Source organism: Xanthomonas nasturtii, assembly GCF_001660815.1.
GTDB classification, from domain to species: domain Bacteria; phylum Pseudomonadota; class Gammaproteobacteria; order Xanthomonadales; family Xanthomonadaceae; genus Xanthomonas; species Xanthomonas nasturtii.
Window position 1 is genome coordinate 73,545 of the sequence record NZ_LYMI01000045.1, and the last position, 19,469, is coordinate 93,013.

Consider the following 19,469-nt stretch of genomic DNA (forward strand, 5'->3'; position numbering starts at 1 on the left):
GTTGTGATTCATGGGAAAAGCTAAATATATTCGCGAAAAGCTGCACGTTAACGTCGGCACCATTGGTCACGTCGACCATGGCAAGACCACGTTGACCGCTGCGCTGACCAAGATCGGTGCCGAGCGTTTCGGTGGCGAGTTCAAGGCGTACGACGCGATCGACGCAGCGCCGGAAGAGAAGGCGCGTGGTATCACGATCTCGACCGCGCACGTTGAATATGAGTCCGCAGTTCGCCATTACGCGCACGTCGACTGCCCCGGCCACGCCGACTACGTCAAGAACATGATCACCGGTGCGGCGCAGATGGACGGCGCGATCCTGGTGTGTTCGGCTGCCGACGGTCCGATGCCGCAGACCCGTGAGCACATCCTGCTCTCGCGTCAGGTCGGTGTGCCGCACATCGTCGTGTTCCTGAACAAGGCCGACATGGTCGACGACGCCGAGCTGCTCGAGCTGGTCGAGATGGAAGTGCGTGAGCTGCTGAGCAAGTACGACTTCCCGGGCGACGACACTCCGATCATCCACGGTTCGGCCCGTCTGGCGCTGGACGGCGATCAGAGCGACATCGGTGTGCCGGCGATCCTGAAGCTGGTCGAAGCCCTGGATACCTTCATTCCGGATCCGACCCGCGACGTCGACCGTCCGTTCCTGATGCCGGTGGAAGACGTGTTCTCGATCTCGGGTCGTGGCACCGTGGTGACCGGTCGTATCGAGCGCGGCATCATCAAGGTCGGCGACGAAATCGAAATCGTCGGTATCCGCGACACGCAGAAGACCACCGTCACCGGTGTGGAAATGTTCCGCAAGTTGCTGGACCAGGGTCAGGCAGGCGATAACGCCGGTCTGCTGCTGCGCGGCACCAAGCGTGACGACGTCGAGCGTGGCCAGGTGCTGTGCAAGCCGGGTTCGATCAAGCCGCACACCGAGTTCGAAGCCGAAGTCTACGTGCTGTCCAAGGACGAGGGTGGCCGTCATACCCCGTTCTTCAAGGGCTACCGTCCGCAGTTCTACTTCCGTACCACCGACATCACTGGCGCCTGCCAGTTGCCGGAAGGCGTGGAAATGGTGATGCCGGGCGACAACGTGAAGATGGTCGTGACCCTGATCAACCCGGTCGCGATGGACGAAGGTCTGCGCTTCGCCATCCGTGAAGGTGGCCGTACCGTCGGCGCCGGCGTGGTTGCCAAGATCATCAAGTAAGACCCGCCTGCAGTCCGGCAACCTGGGTTGCCGGCGCAGCCAAAAGGGTCGGCGCAAGCCGGCCCTTTTTTGTAAGCGGAAATGCTGCTGGCGCCTGCCGCCTTTTTTGTTCTGGCTGCTTGCGAGGACGAAAATCCCTCGCTATAATGCGCGGCTCGATGTCCCTGGGTAGGGCGCCGAGTTACAGCGAAAAGAACGGCAGGACGCCGCTCGTGTTCGCCAGACCGGGAAGGTCGCGTTGCGTGGAGCACTCAACAACCACGTGTTGTTGACGATGCTCTGGTTGCGCACTATACTTTTCCGTCTGGGCAGGCCGGTTTACCGGGCTGCCTCAGTTTTTGGGCGGAGGAAATGCCCTCGCTGACAGGATTACGGCGAATTCATCAACGTCAGGAATATCGGGGCAGGTATCCCAGAGGCCTTGCCCGTCGCTCTTTTAACGAAGGAAGCTTCCGTCATGTCGGAACAAAAGATCCGGATTCGGTTGAAGGCGTTCGATCATCGTTTGATCGACCGTTCGGCCAGCGAGATCGTCGAAACGGCTAAGCGGACCGGCGCGCAAGTGCGTGGCCCGATCCCGTTGCCGACCAAGATCGAACGTTACACCATCCTCGTATCCCCGCATGCCGACAAGGATGCGCGTGACCAATACGAAACCCGCACGCACAAGCGTGTGCTCGATATCGTCGACCCGAACGACAAGACCGTGGACGCGCTGATGAAGCTCGAACTCGCGGCTGGCGTCGACGTCCAGATCAAGCTCACCTGAGGACTACGACCATGACGAAGAAATATTCGTTGGGCTTCGTGGGCCGCAAGGCTGGTATGAGCCGCGTCTTCACTGAAGACGGCCGCTCGGTACCGGTCACGCTGATCGAAGCAACTCCGAACCGCATCGCGCAGATCAAGACCGTCGAAGTTGACGGCTACAGCGCCGTGCAGATTACCGTTGGCGCGCGTCGCGCCGCACTGGTCAACAAGCCGGCCGCCGGTCACTTCGCCAAGGCGAAGGTCGAAGCGGGTCGTGGCTTGTGGGAATTCCGCGTTGAAGATGCGCAGCTCGGCGATTTCGCCGTCGGCGGCGAAATCAAGGCGGACATCTTCGAGGTCGGCCAGAAGGTCGACGTCCAGGGCGTCACCAAGGGTAAGGGTTTCCAGGGCACCATCAAGCGCTACAACTTCCGTATGGGCGATGCAACTCACGGTAACTCGCTGTCGCATCGCGCGCCGGGTTCGTTGGGTCAGCGCCAGACCCCGGGTCGCGTTTTCCCGGGCAAGAAGATGTCGGGCCACATGGGCGCCGTGCAGCAAAGCACGCAGAACCTGGAAGTGGTCAAGGTCGACGTCGAGCGTGGTCTGATTGCTATCCGCGGCGCCGTGCCTGGCGCAGCTGGTGGCGACGTGATCGTCCGTCCGGCGAGCAAGGCATAAGGAGAGATGACGATGGAACTCGTTATCACGGGTAGCAACAACAAGGTCTCGGTCTCCGATGCCGTGTTCGGTCGCGAATTCAGCGAAGATCTGGTTCACCAGGTCGTCGTCGCTTATCGCAACGCCGGTCGCGCTGGTACCAAGGCACAGAAGACGCGTTCGGAAGTTGCGGGCACGACCAAGAAGTCGAAGAAGCAGAAGGGCGGCGGCGCGCGTCATGGCGCGTTGACGGCTCCGATCTTCGTCGGCGGCGGCGTGACCTTCGCGGCCAAGCCGCGCAGCTTCGAGCAGAAAGTCAACCGCAAGATGTACCGTGCGGCCATCTGCGCGATCTTCTCTGAGCTTAACCGCCAGGGTCGCCTGATGATCGTCGATGCGTTCGACGTCGAAACCACCAAGACCCAGGGTCTGATCGAGAAGCTCAAGGGACTGGACGTGGGCAAGCGCCCGCTGATCGTCACCGAAGAAGCCTCCGAGCACCTGTATCTGTCCGCTCGCAATCTGCCGTATGTGCAGGTGCGTGATGTGCAGGGTCTGGATCCGGTCGCTCTGGTCGGGGCCGATACGGTCGTGATCACCGCCGATGCGGTCAAGAAGGTCGAGGAGTGGCTGGCATGAGCAGCAACGAAAAAATCTTCAGCGTGCTGCGTGCTCCGCGAGTCTCCGAAAAGACCGCGCGCCTGCAGGAAATCTCCAACCAGTATGTCTTCGAAGTTTCGAACGAAGCCACCAAAGCCGATGTAAAGGCCGCGGTCGAGCAGCTGTTCGACGTCAAGGTCAAGGCAGTCAACGTGGTCAACGTCAAGGGCAAGAGCAAGTCCTTCCGTAACCGTGCTGGCAGCCGTGGCAATTGGCGCAAGGCGTACGTCCGCCTGGTTGATGGTCAGTCCATCGACGTAACGGCCAAGGCCTGAGGTCCATCCCATGCCATTGATGAAGTTCAAACCCACCTCTCCCGGCCGTCGTTCCGCCGTGCGCGTGGTTACTCCCGATCTGCACAAGGGCGCACCGCATGCGGCGCTGCTCGATTCGCAGAGCAAGTCCGGTGGCCGTAACCACCATGGCCGCATCACCGTGCGTCACGTCGGTGGTGGCCACAAGCAGCACTACCGCATCATCGACTTCAAGCGCAACAAGGAAGGCATTCCGGCGCGTGTGGAGCGGATCGAATACGATCCGAACCGTACCGCTCATATCGCCCTGCTGTGCTATGTCGACGGCGAGCGCCGCTACATCATCGCCCCGAAAGGTCTGAAGGCTGGCGATCAGGTCATTGCCGGTGCCAACGCGCCGATCAAGACCGGTAACACGCTGCCGCTGCGTAACATCCCGGTCGGTACGACGGTTCACGGTATCGAGCTGAAGCCGGGTAAGGGCGCTCAGATCGCACGTGCTGCCGGTGCAGCCGTCCAGCTGGTCGCTCGCGAAGGCATCTATGCCACGCTGCGTCTGCGCTCGGGCGAAATGCGCAAGGTGCCGGTCGAATGCCGCGCCACCATCGGCGAAGTCGGCAACGACGAGCACAACCTCGAGAAGTTGGGCAAGGCCGGCGCCAAGCGTTGGCGCGGTGTTCGCCCGACCGTTCGCGGTGCGGCCATGAACCCGGTCGATCACCCGCACGGTGGTGGTGAAGCGAAGGCTGGTCAGGGTAATCCACATCCGGTCACCCCGTGGGGTGTCCCGACCAAGGGTTACAAGACGCGCAAGAACAAGCGCACCCAGCAGTTCATCGTCCGCGATCGTAGGGGCTAATCGACCATGGCACGTTCACTCAAGAAGGGCCCGTTCGTCGATCACCACCTTGCAAAGAAGGTGGAGTCCGCTGCGGGTAGCAAGAAGCCGATCAAGACCTGGTCGCGCCGTTCGATGATCCTGCCCGAAATGGTAGGCATCACCATCGCCGTGCATAACGGCAAGAACCACATTCCGGTGCTCGTCAACGAGAATATGGTCGGCCACAAGCTCGGCGAATTTGCCGTCACCCGGACCTTCAAGGGTCACGGTGGCGACAAGAAGTCGAGCAGGTAAGGAGAGATGACGATGGAAGCGAAAGCAATCCTGCGCACCGCGCGCATCTCCCCGCAGAAGGCCCGCCTGGTCGCTGACCAGGTGCGTGGTTTGTCCGCCGAGCGTGCGGTCAATCTGCTGAAGTTCTCGGATAAAAAGGCTGCACACCTGATCAAAAAGGTTGTGGAGTCGGCGATTGCCAATGCCGAAAACAATCAGGGCGCGGATGTCGACGAGCTGAAGGTCAAGACCATCATGGTTGATGAAGGTCCGTCCCTGAAGCGTTTCATGGCGCGGGCGAAAGGCCGCGGTACCCGCATCCTCAAGCGCACCAGTCACATCACTGTGATTGTCGGCGCCGCCAAGTAAGCGGAAAGGAAAAGACCATGGGTCATAAAGTTCATCCGACTGGAATCCGTCTTGGTATCTCCAAAGACTGGAACTCCAAGTGGTACGCAAACAAGGGCGATTTCGCTGCCTATCTGGCAGCCGACCTGAAAGTGCGTCAAATGCTGCGCAAGAAGCTCGCGCAGGCAGGTGTCAGCAAGATCTTGATCGAGCGCCCTGCCAAAACCGCCCGCGTGACGATCCACACCGCCCGTCCGGGCGTGGTGATCGGCAAGCGTGGCGAGGACATCGAAAAGCTGCGTAAGGAAGTGAGCGAGCTGATGGGCGTTCCGGCGCACATCAACGTCACCGAAGTGCGCAAGCCGGAGCTGGATGCGCAGCTGGTCGCCGAGTCGATCGCGCAGCAGCTTGAGCGTCGCATCATGTTCCGCCGTGCAATGAAGCGCTCGGTCGGTAACGCGATGCGCCTGGGTGCCCTGGGCATCAAGGTCAATGTGGCTGGCCGCCTCAACGGTGCAGAAATCGCCCGTTCGGAGTGGTACCGCGAAGGCCGCGTGCCGCTGCATACGCTACGTGCCGACATTGATTACGGTTTTGCCGAAGCGTCCACGACGTACGGCATCATCGGGATCAAGGTCTGGATCTATAAGGGCGAGGTTTTCGACTTCTCCCAGGTTGGCCAGGAAAAGCAGGACGACAGCCCGCGCAACGATCGTAACGATCGCGGCGACCGTGGTGACCGCCCGTCGCGTCCGGCTCGTGAAGCGAGGTAACGGCAATGTTGCAACCCAAGCGAACCAAATATCGCAAGATGCACAAGGGCCGCAATGACGGCCTGGCATGGAGCGGAAACGCCGTCAGCTTCGGCGAATACGGCCTCAAGGCCACGGCGCACGGTCAGCTGACCGCACGCCAGATTGAAGCAGCACGTCGCACGATCAGCCGCCACGTCAAAAAGGGCGGCAAGATGTGGATCCGTGTGTTCCCCGACAAGCCGATCACCAAGAAGCCGATCGAGGTCCGCATGGGCTCCGGTAAGGGCAACGTGGAGTACTGGGTCGCGCAGATTCAGCCGGGCCGCATGATCTATGAAATCGAGGGTATTCCCGAAGAGACCGCACGTGAGGCGTTCCGCCTTGCCGCCGCAAAGCTCTCGGTGACCACCACTTTCGTGACCCGGACGGTGCGCTGATGGATATCAAACAACTCCGCGAGAAGTCGGCTGACGAACTGAAGGCCCACCTGACCGATCTGCGTAAGGAGCAGTTCTCGCTCCGTATGCAGCAGGTCACCGGCCAGCTGCCGAAGACCCACGAAACCCGCCGGGTGCGCCGCGAGATTGCTCGCGTCAAGCACCTGCTCGGCAGCACCAAGTAAGGACGGCCGCGATGAGCGACAACAACGAAAAGCAAGCGCTGCGCACGGTCGAAGGCCGTGTCGTCAGCAACAAGATGGACAAGACGGTCACCGTGTTGGTGGAGCGCCAGGTCAAGCATGCTCTGTACGGCAAGTACATCAAGCGCTCGACCAAGCTGCACGCACACGACGCCGACAATGCCTGCAACGAAGGCGACGTCGTGCGTGTGACCGAGATTGCTCCGATGTCCAAGACCAAGAACTGGCGGGTGGTGGAAATCGTCACCCGTTCGGCTGAATAAGGGAGATCTGAATCATGATCCAGATGCAGAGCTACCTCGACGTCGCCGACAATTCGGGCGCCAAGGAAGTGATGTGCATCAAGGTGCTGGGCGGCTCGAAGCGCCGCTATGCACACATTGGTGACATCATCAAGGTGACCGTCAAGGACGCCATTCCGCGTGGCAAGGTCAAGAAAGGCGAAGTCTACGACGCCGTCGTGGTGCGTACCCGCAAGGGTGTGCGCCGTCCCGACGGTTCGCTGATCCGCTTCGATGGCAACGCCGCTGTGCTGTTGAACAATAAGCAGGAGCCGATCGGGACCCGCATCTTCGGGCCGGTGACGCGCGAGCTGCGTTCCGAGAAGTTCATGAAGATCGTCTCGCTCGCTCCCGAAGTGCTGTGAGCGGAGGACATACACATGGCTAACCGTATCAAGAAGGGCGACCAGGTCGTCATCAACACCGGCAAGGACAAGGGTAAGCAGGGTGAAGTTGTGCGCGTGGACGGCGATCGCGTGATCGTTTCCAACGCCAACGTCATCAAGCGCCACACCAAGCCGAACCCGCAGGCAGGCGTTGCCGGCGGCGTGGTCGAGCGTGAAGCGTCGATCCATATCTCCAACGTCAATATCGTCAACCCGGCAACGGGCAAGGGCGAGCGCGTTGGCTTCAAGGTGCTGGAGGATGGACGCAAATTGCGTGTGTTCCGCTCCAGCGGTGAGGCGCTTGACGCCTGAGGAATGAGATCATGAACACTCGTCTCGAAAAGTTTTACAAGGAAAACGTGGTGCCGGCCCTGATGAAGGAATTCGGCTACACCAATCCGATGGAAGTGCCGAAGCTGGTCAAGGTCACGCTCAACATGGGCGTGGGCGAAGCCGCTACCAACAAGAAGATTCTGGAAAATGCGGTCGCCGACATGTCCAAGATTTCCGGTCAAAAGCCGGTGGTCACCAAGTCGCGCGTTTCGGTCGCATCCTTCAAGATTCGTGACGGTTGGCCGATCGGCTGCAAGACCACCTTGCGTCGCGCCAAGATGTACGAATTCCTGGATCGCCTGATCAACATCTCGTTGCCGCGCGTGCGCGACTTCCGTGGTGTGTCCGGTCGCTCCTTCGACGGTCGTGGCAATTTCAACATGGGTGTGAAGGAACAGATCATCTTCCCGGAAATCGATTTCGACGCTGTCGATGCGATTCGCGGTATGGATATCGCCATCACCACCACCGCCAAGACGGATGCGGAAGCGAAGGCGCTGCTGGCAGCGTTCAAGTTCCCGTTCCGTAACTGACCGTCGAGGAAATCCGAAATGGCAAAGACCTCCATGATCCACCGCGACATCAAGCGTGCAAAGTTGGCGAAGAAGTTTGCCGGCAAGCGTGATGCGCTGAAGAAGATCCTCTCCAGCCAGGATGCGTCCTACGAAGAGAAGATCGATGCATCGACCAAGTTGCAGAAGCTGCCGCGCGATTCGTCGCCGAGCCGCCACCGCAACCGTTGCGAGCTGTCCGGTCGTCCGCGCGGTGTCTACCGCAAGTTCGGTCTGGGTCGCAACATGCTGCGCAAGGCCACGATGAACGGCGACGTTCCGGGCCTGCGTAAGGCAAGCTGGTAACAGCATTCCGGCCGTTAGCGGCCGGTTCGAGCAGGTTGGTCCTGTTCAACAAGGGAGTCCGGCGCAAGTCGGGCTCTTTTGTCGTATACTTCCGCTTCTGTCTTGCCCGTACGGGCCTGGCATGGCGTCAAGGGTCCTGGCCCGTCCCCAGGAAAACACAAGATTTTCGCGAAAGCGGATATCGGTGCACTCAAAGGTACTCACATGAGCATGACTGATCCCATCGCCGACCTGCTGGTTCGCATCAAGAATGCGGCCGCGGTTGGTAAGCAGACGGTGAAATTGCCGTCGTCCAAGATCAAGGTTGCGATCGCCCAAGTCCTGAAGGACGAAGGTTATATCGCCGACCTGCGCGTTACGGCCACCGAAAACAACAAGTCGGAGCTGGAAATCGTGCTGAAGTATTTCGAAGGCCGTCCGGTCATCGAGACCCTGAAGCGTTTCTCGCGCTCGGGTCTGCGTCAGTACCGCGGCAAGACCGAGCTGCCCAAGGTCCTCGGTGGCCTGGGTATCGCCATCATCTCCACGTCGAAGGGCATCATGACCGATGCGCAGGCTCGCGAAGCCGGCGTTGGTGGTGAAGTCCTGTGCTTCGTGGCCTAAGGGAAGGAATCGAACATGTCCCGTGTAGCCAAGAAGCCTGTGTCCCTTCCGAAGGGTGTTGAGCTCAACGTCCAGCCTGAGCTGGTCAGCGTCAAGGGCCCGAAGGGCACGTTGACCCTGCCGAAGCCGGTGGGCGTGGAAATCGCCATCGACGGCGATGTTGCAACCCTGTCGGCGAACGATCCGTCGCAGCTGGCCATCACCGGCACCGTGCGCGCCATTCTGGCCAATATGGTCAAGGGCGTGTCCGAAGGCTTCGAGCGCAAGCTCGAGCTGGTCGGCGTCGGTTACCGTGCTGCCATGCAGGGCAAGGACCTGAGCCTGGCGCTCGGTTTCTCGCACCCGTTGGTGTTCGTGGCGCCGGAAGGCATCACGCTGTCGACCCCGACCCAGACCGAAATCGTGGTCCAGGGCGCAGACAAGCAGCGCGTCGGTGAAGTCGCCGCCAAGATTCGCGGTTTCCGTCCGCCGGAGCCCTATAAGGGCAAGGGTGTGAAGTACGCCGGTGAAGTCATCATTCGCAAGGAAGCCAAGAAGGCGTAAGGCAGGTTCCTCTGCGGGGAGCCCGGCCATCCATGGCCGGACTTCTTATTGCAAAAGCCTGTTTTCCTTCAGCTTCCGTAGGACACATATCATGAGCATCAACAAGAACATCGCCCGTCTGCGTCGCGCCAAGTCCACCCGTTCGCACATCCGTGAGCTGGGCGTCGCCCGTCTGTCGGTGCTGCGCACCGGTCAGCATCTGTACGCGCAGGTCTTCACTGCCGACGGCTCCAAGGTGATCGCTGCTGCGAACACCCTGCAGGCCGACGTCAAGGACGGCCTGAAGAACGGCAAGAACAGCGATGCGGCCGTCAAGGTCGGTAAGCTGATCGCCGAGCGCGCCAAGGCTGCGGGCATCGAGAAGGTCGCATTCGACCGCTCGGGCTATCGCTATCACGGCCGCATCAAGGCGCTCGCCGATGCAGCTCGCGAAGGCGGCCTGCAGTTCTAAGCACTGCTGCGGGTGTGGTCATCGACCACATCCGCGATACCGCCGGCAGGGAGATGCCGGACTGTCCCGTTCTTTTGCAACGGTGCCGGGAACACAGCGTGACTCCACAACCATAAGCGGCTTCGAGCCGTACATACTCAATCAATCAAGGAATCAAGATGGCAGAAGAACGTGCGCCGCGGGGTCGTGATCGCGACCGTAACCGCGAAGAGAAAGTCGACGATGGCATGATCGAAAAGCTGGTCGCGGTCAATCGCGTCAGCAAGACGGTCAAGGGCGGTCGCCAATTCACCTTCACCGCGCTGACCGTGGTCGGCGATGGTCTGGGCAAGGTCGGTTTCGGTTATGGCAAGGCGCGAGAAGTGCCGGTCGCCATTCAGAAGTCGATGGAGCAGGCGCGCAAGAACCTGGCCACTGTCGATCTGAACAATGGCACCCTGTGGCATGCGGTCAAGTCCGGCCATGGCGCCGCACGCGTGTACATGCAGCCGGCTTCCGAAGGTACCGGCGTCATTGCCGGCGGTGCGATGCGCGCCGTGTTGGAAGCGGTTGGCGTCAAGAACGTGCTGGCCAAGGCGGTCGGTTCGCGTAACCCGATCAACCTGGTCCGTGCAACCCTGAAGGGTCTGTCGGAAGTGCAGTCGCCGGCGCGCGTGGCTGCCAAGCGCGGCAAGAAGGTCGAGGATCTCAACCATGGCTAATGACACCAACAAGACCGTCAAGGTGCGCCTGGTGCGCGGCTTGCGTGGAACCCAGTCGCGTCACCGCCTGTCGGTGCGTGCGTTGGGCCTGAATAAGCTCAACGATGTGCGTGAACTGAAAGACAGCCCGCAGGTGCGTGGTCTGATCAACACGGTTCACTACCTCGTCAAGGTTGAGGAGTAATCCCATGACTCTGCGTCTTAATGACCTCAAGCCGGCCGACGGCGCCCGTACCGAGCGCACCCGCGTCGGTCGTGGCATCGGTTCTGGCCTCGGCAAGACCGCTGGTCGCGGTCACAAGGGTTCGTTCGCTCGCAAGGGTGGCGGCAAGATCAAGGCCGGTTTCGAAGGCGGCCAGACCCCGATGCAGCGCCGTCTGCCGAAGATCGGTTTCCGCTCCAAGATGGCGCGCGACACCGCAGAAGTGTTGTCCTACCAGCTGGACAAGCTGGATGCCGGTGATGTCGACTTTGCAGCGCTGCGTGCGGCCAATCTGGTCCCGAGCCGCGCCAAGAAGGCGAAGATCGTGCTGAAGGGCGAGCTGAGCAAGAAGTTCGTGCTGAAGGGCGTTGCGGCAACCGCAGGCGCCAAGGCAGCAATCGAAGCTGCCGGCGGCAGCGTAGAGGAGTAATCGGCAGATGGCGCAGGCTGGCATTGGTAACCTCGGTGGCGGGCTCGGCAAGTTCACGGAACTTCGCCAGCGGTTGCTGTTCGTCCTCGGGGCATTGATCGTTTATCGCATCGGCTGCTACGTGCCGGTGCCTGGCGTGAACCCCGATGCCATGCTTTCGTTGATGCAGGCGCAGGGCGGCGGCATCGTGGACATGTTCAACATGTTCTCGGGCGGCGCCCTGCACCGTTTCAGTATTTTTGCGTTGAATGTGATGCCGTATATCTCGGCATCGATCGTGATCCAGCTGGCCACGCACATCTTTCCCGCCCTCAAGGCGATGCAGAAGGAAGGCGAGTCCGGCCGACGCAAGATCACCCAGTATTCGCGTATCGGAGCGGTGTTGCTGGCAGTGGTGCAGGGCGGCAGTATCGCGCTCGCATTGCAGAACCAGACCGCGCCTGGTGGCGCTCCGGTGGTGTATGCGCCGGGCATGGGCTTCGTGCTCACCGCAGTGATTGCGTTGACGGCTGGCACTATTTTCTTGATGTGGGTTGGCGAGCAGGTTACCGAGCGCGGTATCGGCAACGGTGTGTCGCTGATCATTTTCGCCGGCATTGTGGCTGGTTTGCCGTCGGCGGCAATCCAGACCGTTGAGGCGTTCCGCGAAGGCAATTTGAGCTTCATCTCGCTCTTGCTGATCGTCATCACCATCCTCGCCTTTACCCTGTTTGTGGTGTTCGTCGAGCGTGGGCAACGGCGTATTACGGTCAACTACGCGCGCCGCCAGGGCGGTCGCAATGCGTACATGAACCAGACCTCGTTCCTGCCGCTGAAGCTCAACATGGCCGGTGTGATTCCGCCGATCTTCGCTTCGAGCATCCTGGCTTTCCCGGCGACGCTGTCCATGTGGTCGGGTCAGGCGGCATCGGGTGGCGTGGGTTCGTGGCTGCAGAAGATTGCCAATGCGCTTGGGCCTGGTGAGCCGGTGCATATGCTGGTGTTTGCGGCACTGATCATTGGCTTTGCGTTCTTCTACACCGCGCTGGTATTCAATTCGCAGGAAACCGCCGACAACCTCAAGAAGTCGGGTGCACTGATTCCGGGGATTCGTCCGGGTAAGGCCACCGCCGACTACGTGGATGGTGTGCTGACCCGTCTGACAGCCGCCGGCTCGTTGTACCTGGTGATCGTCTGCCTGCTGCCGGAAATCATGCGCACGCAGCTCGGCACTTCGTTCCACTTCGGTGGCACCTCGCTGCTGATCGCCGTGGTAGTGGTGATGGACTTCATCGCGCAGATTCAGGCGCACCTGATGTCGCATCAGTATGAGAGCTTGCTGAAGAAGGCCAACCTCAAGGGCGGCTCGCGCGGCGGTCTGGCGCGCGGTTAAGTGGTACACTAGATCTTCATTACGTGAAGACGGCCTGGTTCCCGGGCCACGATCTTCCGATCAGAAGGGCGGCTCGCGCGACGTCTCGCGCGCGGGTGTGACGGGGTGGTCCTGTGCGGGAGTAGCACAGGCGATTCGGAGAGGTTTTCTGGATCAACACCGTCCGGCGCCGGAGCGAGGGCACACTCCCCACGCCGGGTCGATGGAACCTTTGGTTCCATGGGCTTCAAAGCAATCCGAGGCCTAGCTACAATTCCGAGTTCATTTTTGATCCATCCTGCCGGGTGGCGCCTGGGCGCCGTCGGGCCATCACTCAGTTGGAGAATCGCGTCATGGCGCGTATTGCAGGCGTCAACCTGCCAGCCCAGAAGCACGTCTGGGTCGGGTTGCAAAGCATCTACGGCATCGGCCGTACCCGTTCGAAGAAGCTCTGCGAATCCGCAGGCGTTACCTCGACCACGAAGATTCGTGATCTGTCCGAACCCGAAATCGAGCGCCTGCGCGCCGAAGTCGGCAAGTATGTCGTCGAAGGCGACCTGCGCCGCGAAATCGGTATCGCGATCAAGCGACTGATGGACCTGGGCTGCTATCGCGGTCTGCGGCATCGCCGTGGTCTCCCGCTGCGTGGTCAGCGCACCCGTACCAACGCCCGCACCCGTAAGGGTCCGCGCAAGGCGATCAGGAAGTAAGGGATAGATCATGGCAAAGCCAGCAGAAAAGAAAACGAAGAAGAAGATCAAGCGCGTCATCACTGACGGCGTCGCTCATGTCCACGCTTCGTTCAACAACACCATCGTCACCATCACCGATCGCCAGGGCAATGCGCTGTCGTGGGCTACGTCCGGCGGCGCCGGTTTCCGTGGTTCGCGTAAGTCGACCCCGTTCGCTGCTCAGGTTGCCGCCGAAAAGGCTGGCCGCGCTGCGCTCGACTACGGCGTGAAGTCGCTGGAAGTACGTATCAAGGGTCCGGGTCCGGGCCGTGAGTCGGCCGTGCGTTCGTTGAACAACGTGGGCTACAAGATCACCAACATCATCGACGTGACGCCAATCCCGCACAACGGGTGCCGTCCGCCGAAGAAGCGTCGCGTCTAAAGGGAGCGATAAGAAATGGCTCGTTATATCGGTCCTACCTGTAAGCTCGCGCGCCGCGAAGGCGCCGACCTTTCCCTCAAGAGCCCGGCGCGTGCGCTGGACTCCAAGTGCAAGCTTGAGCAGAAGCCCGGCCAACACGGCGCGGCACGCAAGGGCAAGCTCTCCGACTACGCCACCCAGCTGCGTGAAAAGCAGAAGGTCAAGCGTATCTACGGTCTGTTGGAACGTCAGTTCCGCAACTACTACAAGAAGGCCTCGACCAAGAAGGGCAACACCGGCGAGAACCTGCTGCAGTTGTTGGAAACCCGTCTGGACAACGTCTGCTACCGCATGGGCTTTGCCGTCACCCGTCCGGCCGCGCGCCAGCTGGTGTCGCACCGTGGCGTGCTGGTCAATGGCAAGTCGGTGAATCTGGCCTCGTACCAGATCAAGGCTGGCGATGCGATCACGCTGTCGGAAAAGGCACAGAAGCAGCTCCGCGTGCAGGAAGCCCTGACCGTGGCTGAGCAGCACGACATGACGCCGTCGTGGGTTGAAGTCGATTCGAAGAAGTTCAGCGGCGTGTTCAAGGCCGTTCCGGATCGCGCTGACCTGCCTTCGGATATCAACGAAGCGCTGATCGTCGAGTTGTATTCGAAGTAATTCACATTGGAGAACCTCCGGCACTGCCGGAGGTTCGCAGGAGACCCCGCAACATGACGGTTACCGCCAACCAGGTTCTGCGCCCCCGTGGTCCGCAGATCGAACGTCTTACCGACAACCGTGCCAAGGTCGTGATCGAGCCCTTGGAGCGCGGTTACGGGCACACGCTGGGCAATGCCCTGCGTCGTGTGTTGTTGTCGTCGATCCCCGGTTTTGCGATCACCGAGGTCGAGATCGACGGCGTGCTGCACGAGTACACCACGGTCGAAGGTTTGCAGGAAGACGTGCTTGACGTCCTGCTGAACCTGAAAGACGTGGCAATTCGCATGCACAGTGGCGACAGCGCCACGCTGTCGCTGTCCAAGCAGGGTCCGGGTACGGTCACTGCGGCAGACATCAGGACCGATCACAACGTTGAGATCATCAACGGCGACCACGTGATCTGCCACCTGACCAAAGACACCGCACTGAACATGCGCCTGAAGATCGAGCGTGGCTTCGGCTATCAGCCGGCTGCTGCGCGTCGTCGTCCGGACGAAGAGACCCGTACCATCGGTCGTTTGATGCTGGATGCGTCGTTCTCGCCGGTGCGTCGCGTTGCCTATGCCGTGGAAGCTGCGCGTGTTGAACAGCGCACCGACCTCGACAAGCTGGTGATCGATATCGAAACCAACGGCACGATCGATGCCGAGGAAGCCGTGCGCACTGCCGCCGACATTCTCAGCGATCAGCTGTCGGTGTTCGGCGATTTCACCCACCGCGATCGCGGTGCGGCCAAGCCGGCTGCCAGCGGCGTGGATCCGGTGCTGCTGCGCCCGATCGACGACCTCGAGCTGACCGTGCGTTCGGCCAATTGCCTCAAGGCCGAGAGCATCTACTACATCGGCGATCTGATCCAGAAGACCGAAGTGGAGCTGCTCAAGACCCCGAATCTGGGCAAGAAGTCGTTGACCGAAATCAAGGAAGTGCTGGCACAGCGCGGCCTTGCACTGGGCATGAAGCTGGAGAACTGGCCGCCGGCCGGTGTCGCCCAGCACGGCATGCTTGGTTAAGTAGTAAGGCATGGGCGTCTTCGGGCGCCCATGTTCGTTTTTCTACATCGACGGGCCAAAGCCTGCGATGACATCCGGTCAAAGGACGGCCGGCTCGGACCAACCGCAGTCCATTCAACAGCGCCAGGATGGCGACAAGGTCACTGAAGCAGTCTCAATATTCCTTAGGAAACCACACTCATGCGTCACCAGAAATCCGGCCGTAAGTTCAACCGTACCAGCGCCCACCGCGAAGCCATGTTCCGCAATATGGCCGCTTCGCTGTTCAAGCACGAGCTGATCAAGACCACCTTGCCGAAGGCCAAGGAACTGCGTCGCGTCGCCGAGCCGCTGATCACCATCGGCAAGGTCGATGGCGTTGCCAATCGTCGTCTGGCGTTTGCTCGCCTGCGCGACAAGGAAGCAGTGGGCAAGCTGTTCGTCGAACTGGGCCCGCGTTACGCGACCCGTCCCGGCGGCTACCTGCGCATCCTGAAGGCCGGCTTCCGTGCCGGTGACAATGCGCCGATGGCGTATGTCGAGCTGGTCGACCGTCCGGTCGTTGCCGAAGAAGTGGCCGAGTAATCGGATCGCCTCTGCAAAAATTCTTAAAAAGCCCGGCTCACGCCGGGCTTTTTGTTGGCTGATTGAAGAGGATGTTTTTTTGACTGTTGGTGGCTGTACCTGCAAGGGTGCGTCACACAGCAAGCACAGCGACGCAGTCAACGCTTTCGGTTCGCTGCGCTCATTTGTCGCTGACCTGACCGGCTGCAGCTTCCTTCCGTGTAATCGACGGCGGCTCTTGGACTTAGGTTGCCACTCGCCGGTGTTTCTCATCGTGGGCCTCGACTGTTCGGCCACCAGGTGGGTGTACTGGTTGCCAACGCAGCCCGGCCGCGTCGCAGAACAGCGCCAGGTGCTTCGCACGGTGCGACCGGTCGCTCAGGCACGCGTGGTCATGGCTGCGGTGATGGCTGATAATCGGCGTCTCGACCCTAGGCAAGCAGTGACGATGAATCCATTTCGTTGGAGTTTCCGGGCGCAGTTTCTGCTGGGTTTCCTTGCGTGCGCAGGGGTGCTGGCCTATGCGATCTATGTGCAGCTGCATCTGGGTCTGGAGCCTTGCCCGCTGTGCATTTTCCAGCGGATCGCATTTGCGGCGCTGGCAGCGTTCTTCCTGCTCGGCGCGCTGCATGGGCCACGGGCTGCCGGCGCGCGCAAGGTCTATGGCGTATTGAGCTTCATCGCTGCGGGTGTGGGCATGGGCATCGCTGCGCGCCATGTGTGGGTGCAGATCCGCCCCAAGGACATGATGTCTTCGTGCGGGCCGCCGTTGAGCTTTCTGGGCGAGACGATGGGGCCGTTCGAGGTGTTCCGCACCGTGCTGACCGGTACCGGGGATTGCGGCAATATCGATTGGCGCTTCCTGGGGCTGAGCATGCCGATGTGGAGCATGGTGTGGTTCGTGGGGCTGGCGCTATGGGCGCTGTACGCGGGCTTCAAGGCGCGGCGTAGTTCGGTCCATCACTGAGCGCGGTTACGTCTTGTGGCGGACGCGGCAGAAGACGCAGGCATCGAGGGACGCGCGCATCGACTGGTTATGTGGTGTCGGTGAGGTTCCCGGACGTAGCGCGTTAGCCCGCGCTTTCAATGCAATCGCGGGCAGATGAACCGGCTGGCCAGTCCATCCGCCGTCCTGCTCGGCGATCAAAAGTCCTGCTGCAGGCTCCGGTACACGAAGCGCCTGGGCGCCCATTGCGGCGCAAACACGTCGATGCCGCCGCCGTCGCGCAACTGATAGCTGCGATCGAGCACGTTGAGCGCTGCCAGTGGTGCGTGCAGCGGGTGCGTGGTGAGTGCGAAGTCGTGCCCGGCGCTGAGGTTCAACTGGAAATACGACGGCAGCTCGCCGCCATTGGGGACGGTGTCGGTATCAGTGCGCAGGCCGCTGCCATACAGGTAGTTGGCGCCAATTCTGCTGCTGTCGTCGAGGGCGTGGTTGATGCCGCCAGAGGACGTCAGTTTCTGGTCGTGGTCCAGGTGGATCCAGTTGCTCGCGGTGTAGGCCAGTGCGTCGGGGTCGAAGTTGTACAGGCTGGTCATGACCTGCTTGCCCATCGCCTTGCTGTAGCCCAGGTTGAAATAGGCGGTGACCGGACCGTTGCTGTAGTCGGCGCTGAACTCGGCACCGCGGATGTGGCCGTAGCGATAATTGAAGGTGGAACAGACATAGGCGGCGCCGAACTGACCTTCGTCCTGCAGGAAATCGGCTTTGCGGTAGTGAAGTGTCCAGGCCCAGGGTGAGGTGGTCGCTGACGACCTGCGAGATGCCCAGGTCGACGTAGTCGCTGCGTTCGCTCAGCGGCGTGATCGGGCCGCCGCTGGTGGATTGGTGGTTGGTGGTGCCGTCGTACAGTGCGATATCGCTGGTGGAGATCAGCTCGCCGGCAACGTCGGGCGAGAAGGCGGCGCTGCTGTAACGCTAGCCGGCCGAAAGCTGATGGGCCGGCGCTAGCGTAGGCCGAAAGTCATGCTTGGGTTGCGGGCTTTGCTCGCCGTTCAGTCGCGTCCGCTGGTGTGGCGTGCCGCTTTCGCGAACAGCGCCAGCGAAACGATGGGGCGTGACGCGCGCGGATGCTTTGCCTGACGCGCTGGCTCTGCCACCATCGCAGGCTGTCCAGGAGTTTTGCCATGAATCTTTCCGCCCCCACTCCCGTTTCCGATTCCGCCGCCGCTGCGTGGGCGCCGGACAGCTGGCGCGGCAAACCTGCGTTGCAGCTGCCGGTATATCCGGATGAGACCGCGCTGCAGGCTGCCATGCACGAGCTGGGGCAGCTGCCGCCGCTGGTGACCTCGTGGGAAATCTTTGCGCTCAAGCGCCAGTTGGCAGAGGCGCAGGAAGGCAAGCGCTTTCTGCTGCAGGGCGGCGATTGCGCGGAAAATTTCAGCGATTGCGAATCGGGCACCATTTCAAACCGCTTGAAGGTGCTGCTGCAAATGAGCCTGGTGCTGGTGCACGGGCTGCATTTGCCGGTGGTGCGGGTGGGCCGCTTTGCCGGGCAATACGCCAAGCCGCGCTCGGCCGATACCGAAACCCGCGATGGCGTGACCTTGCCGAGCTATCGCGGCGATGTGATCAATGCGCCGGCCTTCACCGAGGCGGCGCGGGTGCCCGATCCGCGCCGCATGATCACCGCGCATTCGCGTTCGGCGATGACGATGAACTTCGTGCGCGCCTTGATCGACGGCGGCTTCGCCGACCTGCATCACCCCGAATACTGGAATCTGGATTGGGTGGGGTACTCGCCACTGGCAGCGGACTACCAGAAGATGGTCGCCTCGATCGGCGATGCCGTGCGCTTCATGGAGACCCTGTCCGGCGCGGAGGTGTACAACCTCAACCGCATCGATTTCTACACCTCGCACGAAGCGCTGTTGCTGCCGTACGAAGAAGGCCTGACCCGCCAGGTACCGCGGCAGTGGGGCTGGTTCAACCTCAGCACGCATTACCCATGGATCGGCATGCGTACGGCTGCGCTGGATGGTGCGCACGTGGAGTACCTGCGTGGCGTGCGCAATCCGATCGCGATCAAGGTGGGGCCGTCGGTGCAGCCGGACCAGTTGCTGCGGCTGATCGATGTGCTCAACCCGGAGGACGAACCCGGGCGTCTGAGCTTCATCCACCGCATGGGCGCGGCGCAGATTGCCGAAAAACTGCCGCCGCTACTGGATGCGGTGAAGCGCGACGGGCGCCGCGTGCTGTGGGTCTGCGATGCCATGCATGGCAATACCGAAAGCACCGGCAATGGCTATAAAACCCGGCGTTTCGACAATATCCGCAACGAGGTGGAGTTGTCGTTCGACCTGCATGCAGCGGCCGGCACACGGCTGGGTGGTGTGCATCTGGAGCTCACCGGCGAAGACGTCACCGAGTGCACCGGCGGTGCACGCGAGCTGACCGAACGCGATCTGGAGCGGGCGTATCGCTCCAGCGTGGATCCGCGCCTGAACTACGAACAGTCGCTGGAAATTGCGATGGCAATCGTGCGCAAGCAACAACAGGTGGCGTCCCAGCCGTTGGGCGCATGAACGGCGTGTGCGCATGACGTGATGCTCATGCCGCTTGCGGCATGCTCTGGTAGCCATCCCTCTCTCCCCACACA

Annotated in this window: 30 protein-coding genes and 1 pseudogene; 30 read left to right on the forward strand and 1 reads right to left on the reverse strand. The window is 61.3% G+C overall.

The genetic code is table 11. The annotated features are described in order from the left end of the window. Positions 1–10 precede the first annotated feature (10 nt). The 29 genes from tuf to A7D16_RS15860 all read left to right on the forward strand — a co-directional run bounded on the left by tuf (position 11) and on the right by A7D16_RS15860 (position 16,837). The gene (gene tuf, locus A7D16_RS15720; RefSeq protein ID WP_064634192.1) at positions 11–1,201 is read left to right on the forward strand and encodes an elongation factor Tu; all 1,191 of its coding nucleotides are present in this window, start codon (positions 11–13) and stop codon (positions 1,199–1,201) included. A 457-nt stretch (positions 1,202–1,658) separates the two neighbouring features. Continuing rightward, on the forward strand, positions 1,659–1,970 hold the full coding sequence (rpsJ, locus tag A7D16_RS15725; protein ID WP_003486723.1) for a 30S ribosomal protein S10: 312 nt from the start codon (positions 1,659–1,661) through the stop codon (positions 1,968–1,970). An 11-nt stretch (positions 1,971–1,981) separates the two neighbouring features. Continuing rightward, positions 1,982–2,632, forward strand: coding sequence for a 50S ribosomal protein L3 (rplC, locus tag A7D16_RS15730; protein WP_011036123.1), 651 nt, complete (start codon positions 1,982–1,984; stop codon positions 2,630–2,632). A gap of 12 nt (positions 2,633–2,644) precedes the next feature. Next, the gene (gene rplD / locus A7D16_RS15735; RefSeq protein ID WP_016900669.1) at positions 2,645–3,250 is read left to right on the forward strand and encodes a 50S ribosomal protein L4; all 606 of its coding nucleotides are present in this window, start codon (positions 2,645–2,647) and stop codon (positions 3,248–3,250) included. After that, a complete protein-coding gene (gene rplW, locus A7D16_RS15740) occupies positions 3,247–3,546 on the forward strand; it encodes a 50S ribosomal protein L23 (RefSeq protein WP_002811694.1) in 300 nt (99 codons plus the stop codon). The genes rplD and rplW overlap by 4 nt, the downstream gene beginning before the upstream one ends. A gap of 10 nt (positions 3,547–3,556) precedes the next feature. Further along, positions 3,557–4,384, forward strand: coding sequence for a 50S ribosomal protein L2 (gene rplB / locus A7D16_RS15745; RefSeq protein ID WP_003486715.1), 828 nt, complete (start codon positions 3,557–3,559; stop codon positions 4,382–4,384). A 6-nt stretch (positions 4,385–4,390) separates the two neighbouring features. Further along, positions 4,391–4,660, forward strand: a complete 270-nt coding sequence (rpsS, locus tag A7D16_RS15750; protein ID WP_005993369.1) for a 30S ribosomal protein S19 — start codon at positions 4,391–4,393, stop codon at positions 4,658–4,660. 12 nt (positions 4,661–4,672) lie between these two features. Beyond that, entirely contained in the window at positions 4,673–5,008 is a 336-nt protein-coding gene (gene rplV, locus A7D16_RS15755) for a 50S ribosomal protein L22 (RefSeq protein ID WP_002811686.1), read from the forward strand. Positions 5,009–5,025: 17 nt separating this feature from the next. Beyond that, a complete protein-coding gene (gene rpsC, locus A7D16_RS15760) occupies positions 5,026–5,760 on the forward strand; it encodes a 30S ribosomal protein S3 (protein WP_064634199.1) in 735 nt (244 codons plus the stop codon). 5 nt (positions 5,761–5,765) lie between these two features. Next, positions 5,766–6,179, forward strand: coding sequence for a 50S ribosomal protein L16 (gene rplP / locus A7D16_RS15765; RefSeq protein WP_003486706.1), 414 nt, complete (start codon positions 5,766–5,768; stop codon positions 6,177–6,179). Then, positions 6,179–6,364, forward strand: a complete 186-nt coding sequence (rpmC, locus tag A7D16_RS15770) for a 50S ribosomal protein L29 (protein WP_003486703.1) — start codon at positions 6,179–6,181, stop codon at positions 6,362–6,364. Before rplP ends, rpmC begins: the two co-directional genes overlap by 1 nt. Positions 6,365–6,375: 11 nt before the next feature. Continuing rightward, complete coding sequence (gene rpsQ / locus A7D16_RS15775) at positions 6,376–6,645, forward strand: 30S ribosomal protein S17 (protein ID WP_010371082.1); 270 nt, start codon at positions 6,376–6,378, stop codon at positions 6,643–6,645. A 14-nt stretch (positions 6,646–6,659) separates the two neighbouring features. Continuing rightward, positions 6,660–7,028, forward strand: coding sequence for a 50S ribosomal protein L14 (gene rplN / locus A7D16_RS15780; protein WP_003486699.1), 369 nt, complete (start codon positions 6,660–6,662; stop codon positions 7,026–7,028). A gap of 15 nt (positions 7,029–7,043) precedes the next feature. Then, a complete protein-coding gene (rplX, locus tag A7D16_RS15785) occupies positions 7,044–7,361 on the forward strand; it encodes a 50S ribosomal protein L24 (RefSeq protein ID WP_003486696.1) in 318 nt (105 codons plus the stop codon). 11 nt (positions 7,362–7,372) lie between these two features. Continuing rightward, positions 7,373–7,915, forward strand: a complete 543-nt coding sequence (rplE, locus tag A7D16_RS15790) for a 50S ribosomal protein L5 (RefSeq protein ID WP_010371090.1) — start codon at positions 7,373–7,375, stop codon at positions 7,913–7,915. Between the two features lie 18 nt (positions 7,916–7,933). Continuing rightward, positions 7,934–8,239 (forward strand): 30S ribosomal protein S14, encoded by a 306-nt coding sequence (gene rpsN, locus A7D16_RS15795; RefSeq protein ID WP_005917137.1) that lies wholly within the window; start codon positions 7,934–7,936, stop codon positions 8,237–8,239. Positions 8,240–8,443: 204 nt separating this feature from the next. Beyond that, positions 8,444–8,842 carry a 30S ribosomal protein S8 gene (rpsH, locus tag A7D16_RS15800; protein ID WP_064634200.1) on the forward strand — a complete coding sequence of 133 codons (399 nt, stop codon included), beginning with the start codon at positions 8,444–8,446 and terminating at the stop codon, positions 8,840–8,842. Between the two features lie 15 nt (positions 8,843–8,857). Further along, the gene (gene rplF / locus A7D16_RS15805) at positions 8,858–9,385 is read left to right on the forward strand and encodes a 50S ribosomal protein L6 (RefSeq protein ID WP_064634201.1); all 528 of its coding nucleotides are present in this window, start codon (positions 8,858–8,860) and stop codon (positions 9,383–9,385) included. 91 nt (positions 9,386–9,476) lie between these two features. Then, positions 9,477–9,836 carry a 50S ribosomal protein L18 gene (gene rplR, locus A7D16_RS15810; protein WP_010371104.1) on the forward strand — a complete coding sequence of 120 codons (360 nt, stop codon included), beginning with the start codon at positions 9,477–9,479 and terminating at the stop codon, positions 9,834–9,836. A 158-nt stretch (positions 9,837–9,994) separates the two neighbouring features. Beyond that, positions 9,995–10,537 (forward strand): 30S ribosomal protein S5, encoded by a 543-nt coding sequence (gene rpsE / locus A7D16_RS15815; RefSeq protein WP_064634202.1) that lies wholly within the window; start codon positions 9,995–9,997, stop codon positions 10,535–10,537. Continuing rightward, the gene (rpmD, locus tag A7D16_RS15820; protein WP_064634203.1) at positions 10,530–10,721 is read left to right on the forward strand and encodes a 50S ribosomal protein L30; all 192 of its coding nucleotides are present in this window, start codon (positions 10,530–10,532) and stop codon (positions 10,719–10,721) included. The genes rpsE and rpmD overlap by 8 nt, the downstream gene beginning before the upstream one ends. Before the next feature lie 4 nt (positions 10,722–10,725). Beyond that, on the forward strand, positions 10,726–11,169 hold the full coding sequence (gene rplO, locus A7D16_RS15825) for a 50S ribosomal protein L15 (protein ID WP_003486676.1): 444 nt from the start codon (positions 10,726–10,728) through the stop codon (positions 11,167–11,169). A gap of 7 nt (positions 11,170–11,176) precedes the next feature. Further along, entirely contained in the window at positions 11,177–12,541 is a 1,365-nt protein-coding gene (secY, locus tag A7D16_RS15830; RefSeq protein WP_008571664.1) for a preprotein translocase subunit SecY, read from the forward strand. A 332-nt stretch (positions 12,542–12,873) separates the two neighbouring features. Further along, the gene (gene rpsM / locus A7D16_RS15835) at positions 12,874–13,230 is read left to right on the forward strand and encodes a 30S ribosomal protein S13 (RefSeq protein ID WP_003486672.1); all 357 of its coding nucleotides are present in this window, start codon (positions 12,874–12,876) and stop codon (positions 13,228–13,230) included. Between the two features lie 10 nt (positions 13,231–13,240). Next, positions 13,241–13,633, forward strand: a complete 393-nt coding sequence (gene rpsK / locus A7D16_RS15840; protein WP_003486671.1) for a 30S ribosomal protein S11 — start codon at positions 13,241–13,243, stop codon at positions 13,631–13,633. 15 nt (positions 13,634–13,648) lie between these two features. Further along, on the forward strand, positions 13,649–14,275 hold the full coding sequence (gene rpsD, locus A7D16_RS15845) for a 30S ribosomal protein S4 (protein WP_002811641.1): 627 nt from the start codon (positions 13,649–13,651) through the stop codon (positions 14,273–14,275). A gap of 53 nt (positions 14,276–14,328) precedes the next feature. After that, complete coding sequence (locus A7D16_RS15850) at positions 14,329–15,327, forward strand: DNA-directed RNA polymerase subunit alpha (protein WP_002811635.1); 999 nt, start codon at positions 14,329–14,331, stop codon at positions 15,325–15,327. Positions 15,328–15,507: 180 nt separating this feature from the next. Beyond that, positions 15,508–15,891 (forward strand): 50S ribosomal protein L17, encoded by a 384-nt coding sequence (rplQ, locus tag A7D16_RS15855; protein WP_003486665.1) that lies wholly within the window; start codon positions 15,508–15,510, stop codon positions 15,889–15,891. Positions 15,892–16,318: 427 nt separating this feature from the next. Beyond that, a complete protein-coding gene (locus A7D16_RS15860) occupies positions 16,319–16,837 on the forward strand; it encodes a disulfide bond formation protein B (protein ID WP_064634204.1) in 519 nt (172 codons plus the stop codon). A 176-nt stretch (positions 16,838–17,013) separates the two neighbouring features. On the opposite strand, the pseudogene A7D16_RS15865 reads toward A7D16_RS15860, so the two are convergent. Beyond that, positions 17,014–17,770, reverse strand: a pseudogene (locus A7D16_RS15865) (TonB-dependent receptor domain-containing protein); the annotation flags it as partial. Between the two features lie 227 nt (positions 17,771–17,997). Here A7D16_RS15865 and A7D16_RS15870 point away from each other — a divergent pair. Continuing rightward, the gene (locus A7D16_RS15870) at positions 17,998–19,395 is read left to right on the forward strand and encodes a class II 3-deoxy-7-phosphoheptulonate synthase (RefSeq protein ID WP_064634205.1); all 1,398 of its coding nucleotides are present in this window, start codon (positions 17,998–18,000) and stop codon (positions 19,393–19,395) included. Positions 19,396–19,469: the final 74 nt, after the last annotated feature.

Excerpts from the sequence above, each read along its gene's own strand:
- rplF (WP_064634201.1), top strand. The coding sequence starts at position 8,858 with ATGTCCCGTGTAGCCAAGAAGCCTGTGTCCCTTCCGAAGGGTGTTGAG.
- rpsN (WP_005917137.1), top strand. The coding sequence starts at position 7,934 with ATGGCAAAGACCTCCATGATCCACCGCGACATCAAGCGTGCAAAGTTG.
- rpsE (WP_064634202.1), top strand. The coding sequence starts at position 9,995 with ATGGCAGAAGAACGTGCGCCGCGGGGTCGTGATCGCGACCGTAACCGC.
- rplO (WP_003486676.1), top strand. The coding sequence starts at position 10,726 with ATGACTCTGCGTCTTAATGACCTCAAGCCGGCCGACGGCGCCCGTACC.
- rpsQ (WP_010371082.1), top strand. The coding sequence starts at position 6,376 with ATGAGCGACAACAACGAAAAGCAAGCGCTGCGCACGGTCGAAGGCCGT.
- rpsK (WP_003486671.1), top strand. The coding sequence starts at position 13,241 with ATGGCAAAGCCAGCAGAAAAGAAAACGAAGAAGAAGATCAAGCGCGTC.
- rplX (WP_003486696.1), top strand. The coding sequence starts at position 7,044 with ATGGCTAACCGTATCAAGAAGGGCGACCAGGTCGTCATCAACACCGGC.
- rpsD (WP_002811641.1), top strand. The coding sequence starts at position 13,649 with ATGGCTCGTTATATCGGTCCTACCTGTAAGCTCGCGCGCCGCGAAGGC.
- rpmD (WP_064634203.1), top strand. The coding sequence starts at position 10,530 with ATGGCTAATGACACCAACAAGACCGTCAAGGTGCGCCTGGTGCGCGGC.
- tuf (WP_064634192.1), top strand. The coding sequence starts at position 11 with ATGGGAAAAGCTAAATATATTCGCGAAAAGCTGCACGTTAACGTCGGC.
- rpsM (WP_003486672.1), top strand. The coding sequence starts at position 12,874 with ATGGCGCGTATTGCAGGCGTCAACCTGCCAGCCCAGAAGCACGTCTGG.
- rplR (WP_010371104.1), top strand. The coding sequence starts at position 9,477 with ATGAGCATCAACAAGAACATCGCCCGTCTGCGTCGCGCCAAGTCCACC.
- rplP (WP_003486706.1), top strand. The coding sequence starts at position 5,766 with ATGTTGCAACCCAAGCGAACCAAATATCGCAAGATGCACAAGGGCCGC.
- rplW (WP_002811694.1), top strand. The coding sequence starts at position 3,247 with ATGAGCAGCAACGAAAAAATCTTCAGCGTGCTGCGTGCTCCGCGAGTC.
- rplE (WP_010371090.1), top strand. The coding sequence starts at position 7,373 with ATGAACACTCGTCTCGAAAAGTTTTACAAGGAAAACGTGGTGCCGGCC.
- rpmC (WP_003486703.1), top strand. The coding sequence starts at position 6,179 with ATGGATATCAAACAACTCCGCGAGAAGTCGGCTGACGAACTGAAGGCC.
- rplB (WP_003486715.1), top strand. The coding sequence starts at position 3,557 with ATGCCATTGATGAAGTTCAAACCCACCTCTCCCGGCCGTCGTTCCGCC.
- A7D16_RS15860 (WP_064634204.1), top strand. The coding sequence starts at position 16,319 with ATGAATCCATTTCGTTGGAGTTTCCGGGCGCAGTTTCTGCTGGGTTTC.
- rpsS (WP_005993369.1), top strand. The coding sequence starts at position 4,391 with ATGGCACGTTCACTCAAGAAGGGCCCGTTCGTCGATCACCACCTTGCA.
- rplC (WP_011036123.1), top strand. The coding sequence starts at position 1,982 with ATGACGAAGAAATATTCGTTGGGCTTCGTGGGCCGCAAGGCTGGTATG.
- rplN (WP_003486699.1), top strand. The coding sequence starts at position 6,660 with ATGATCCAGATGCAGAGCTACCTCGACGTCGCCGACAATTCGGGCGCC.
- rplD (WP_016900669.1), top strand. The coding sequence starts at position 2,645 with ATGGAACTCGTTATCACGGGTAGCAACAACAAGGTCTCGGTCTCCGAT.
- rpsJ (WP_003486723.1), top strand. The coding sequence starts at position 1,659 with ATGTCGGAACAAAAGATCCGGATTCGGTTGAAGGCGTTCGATCATCGT.
- rpsH (WP_064634200.1), top strand. The coding sequence starts at position 8,444 with ATGAGCATGACTGATCCCATCGCCGACCTGCTGGTTCGCATCAAGAAT.
- A7D16_RS15850 (WP_002811635.1), top strand. The coding sequence starts at position 14,329 with ATGACGGTTACCGCCAACCAGGTTCTGCGCCCCCGTGGTCCGCAGATC.
- secY (WP_008571664.1), top strand. The coding sequence starts at position 11,177 with ATGGCGCAGGCTGGCATTGGTAACCTCGGTGGCGGGCTCGGCAAGTTC.
- rpsC (WP_064634199.1), top strand. The coding sequence starts at position 5,026 with ATGGGTCATAAAGTTCATCCGACTGGAATCCGTCTTGGTATCTCCAAA.
- A7D16_RS15870 (WP_064634205.1), top strand. The coding sequence starts at position 17,998 with ATGAATCTTTCCGCCCCCACTCCCGTTTCCGATTCCGCCGCCGCTGCG.
- rplQ (WP_003486665.1), top strand. The coding sequence starts at position 15,508 with ATGCGTCACCAGAAATCCGGCCGTAAGTTCAACCGTACCAGCGCCCAC.
- rplV (WP_002811686.1), top strand. The coding sequence starts at position 4,673 with ATGGAAGCGAAAGCAATCCTGCGCACCGCGCGCATCTCCCCGCAGAAG.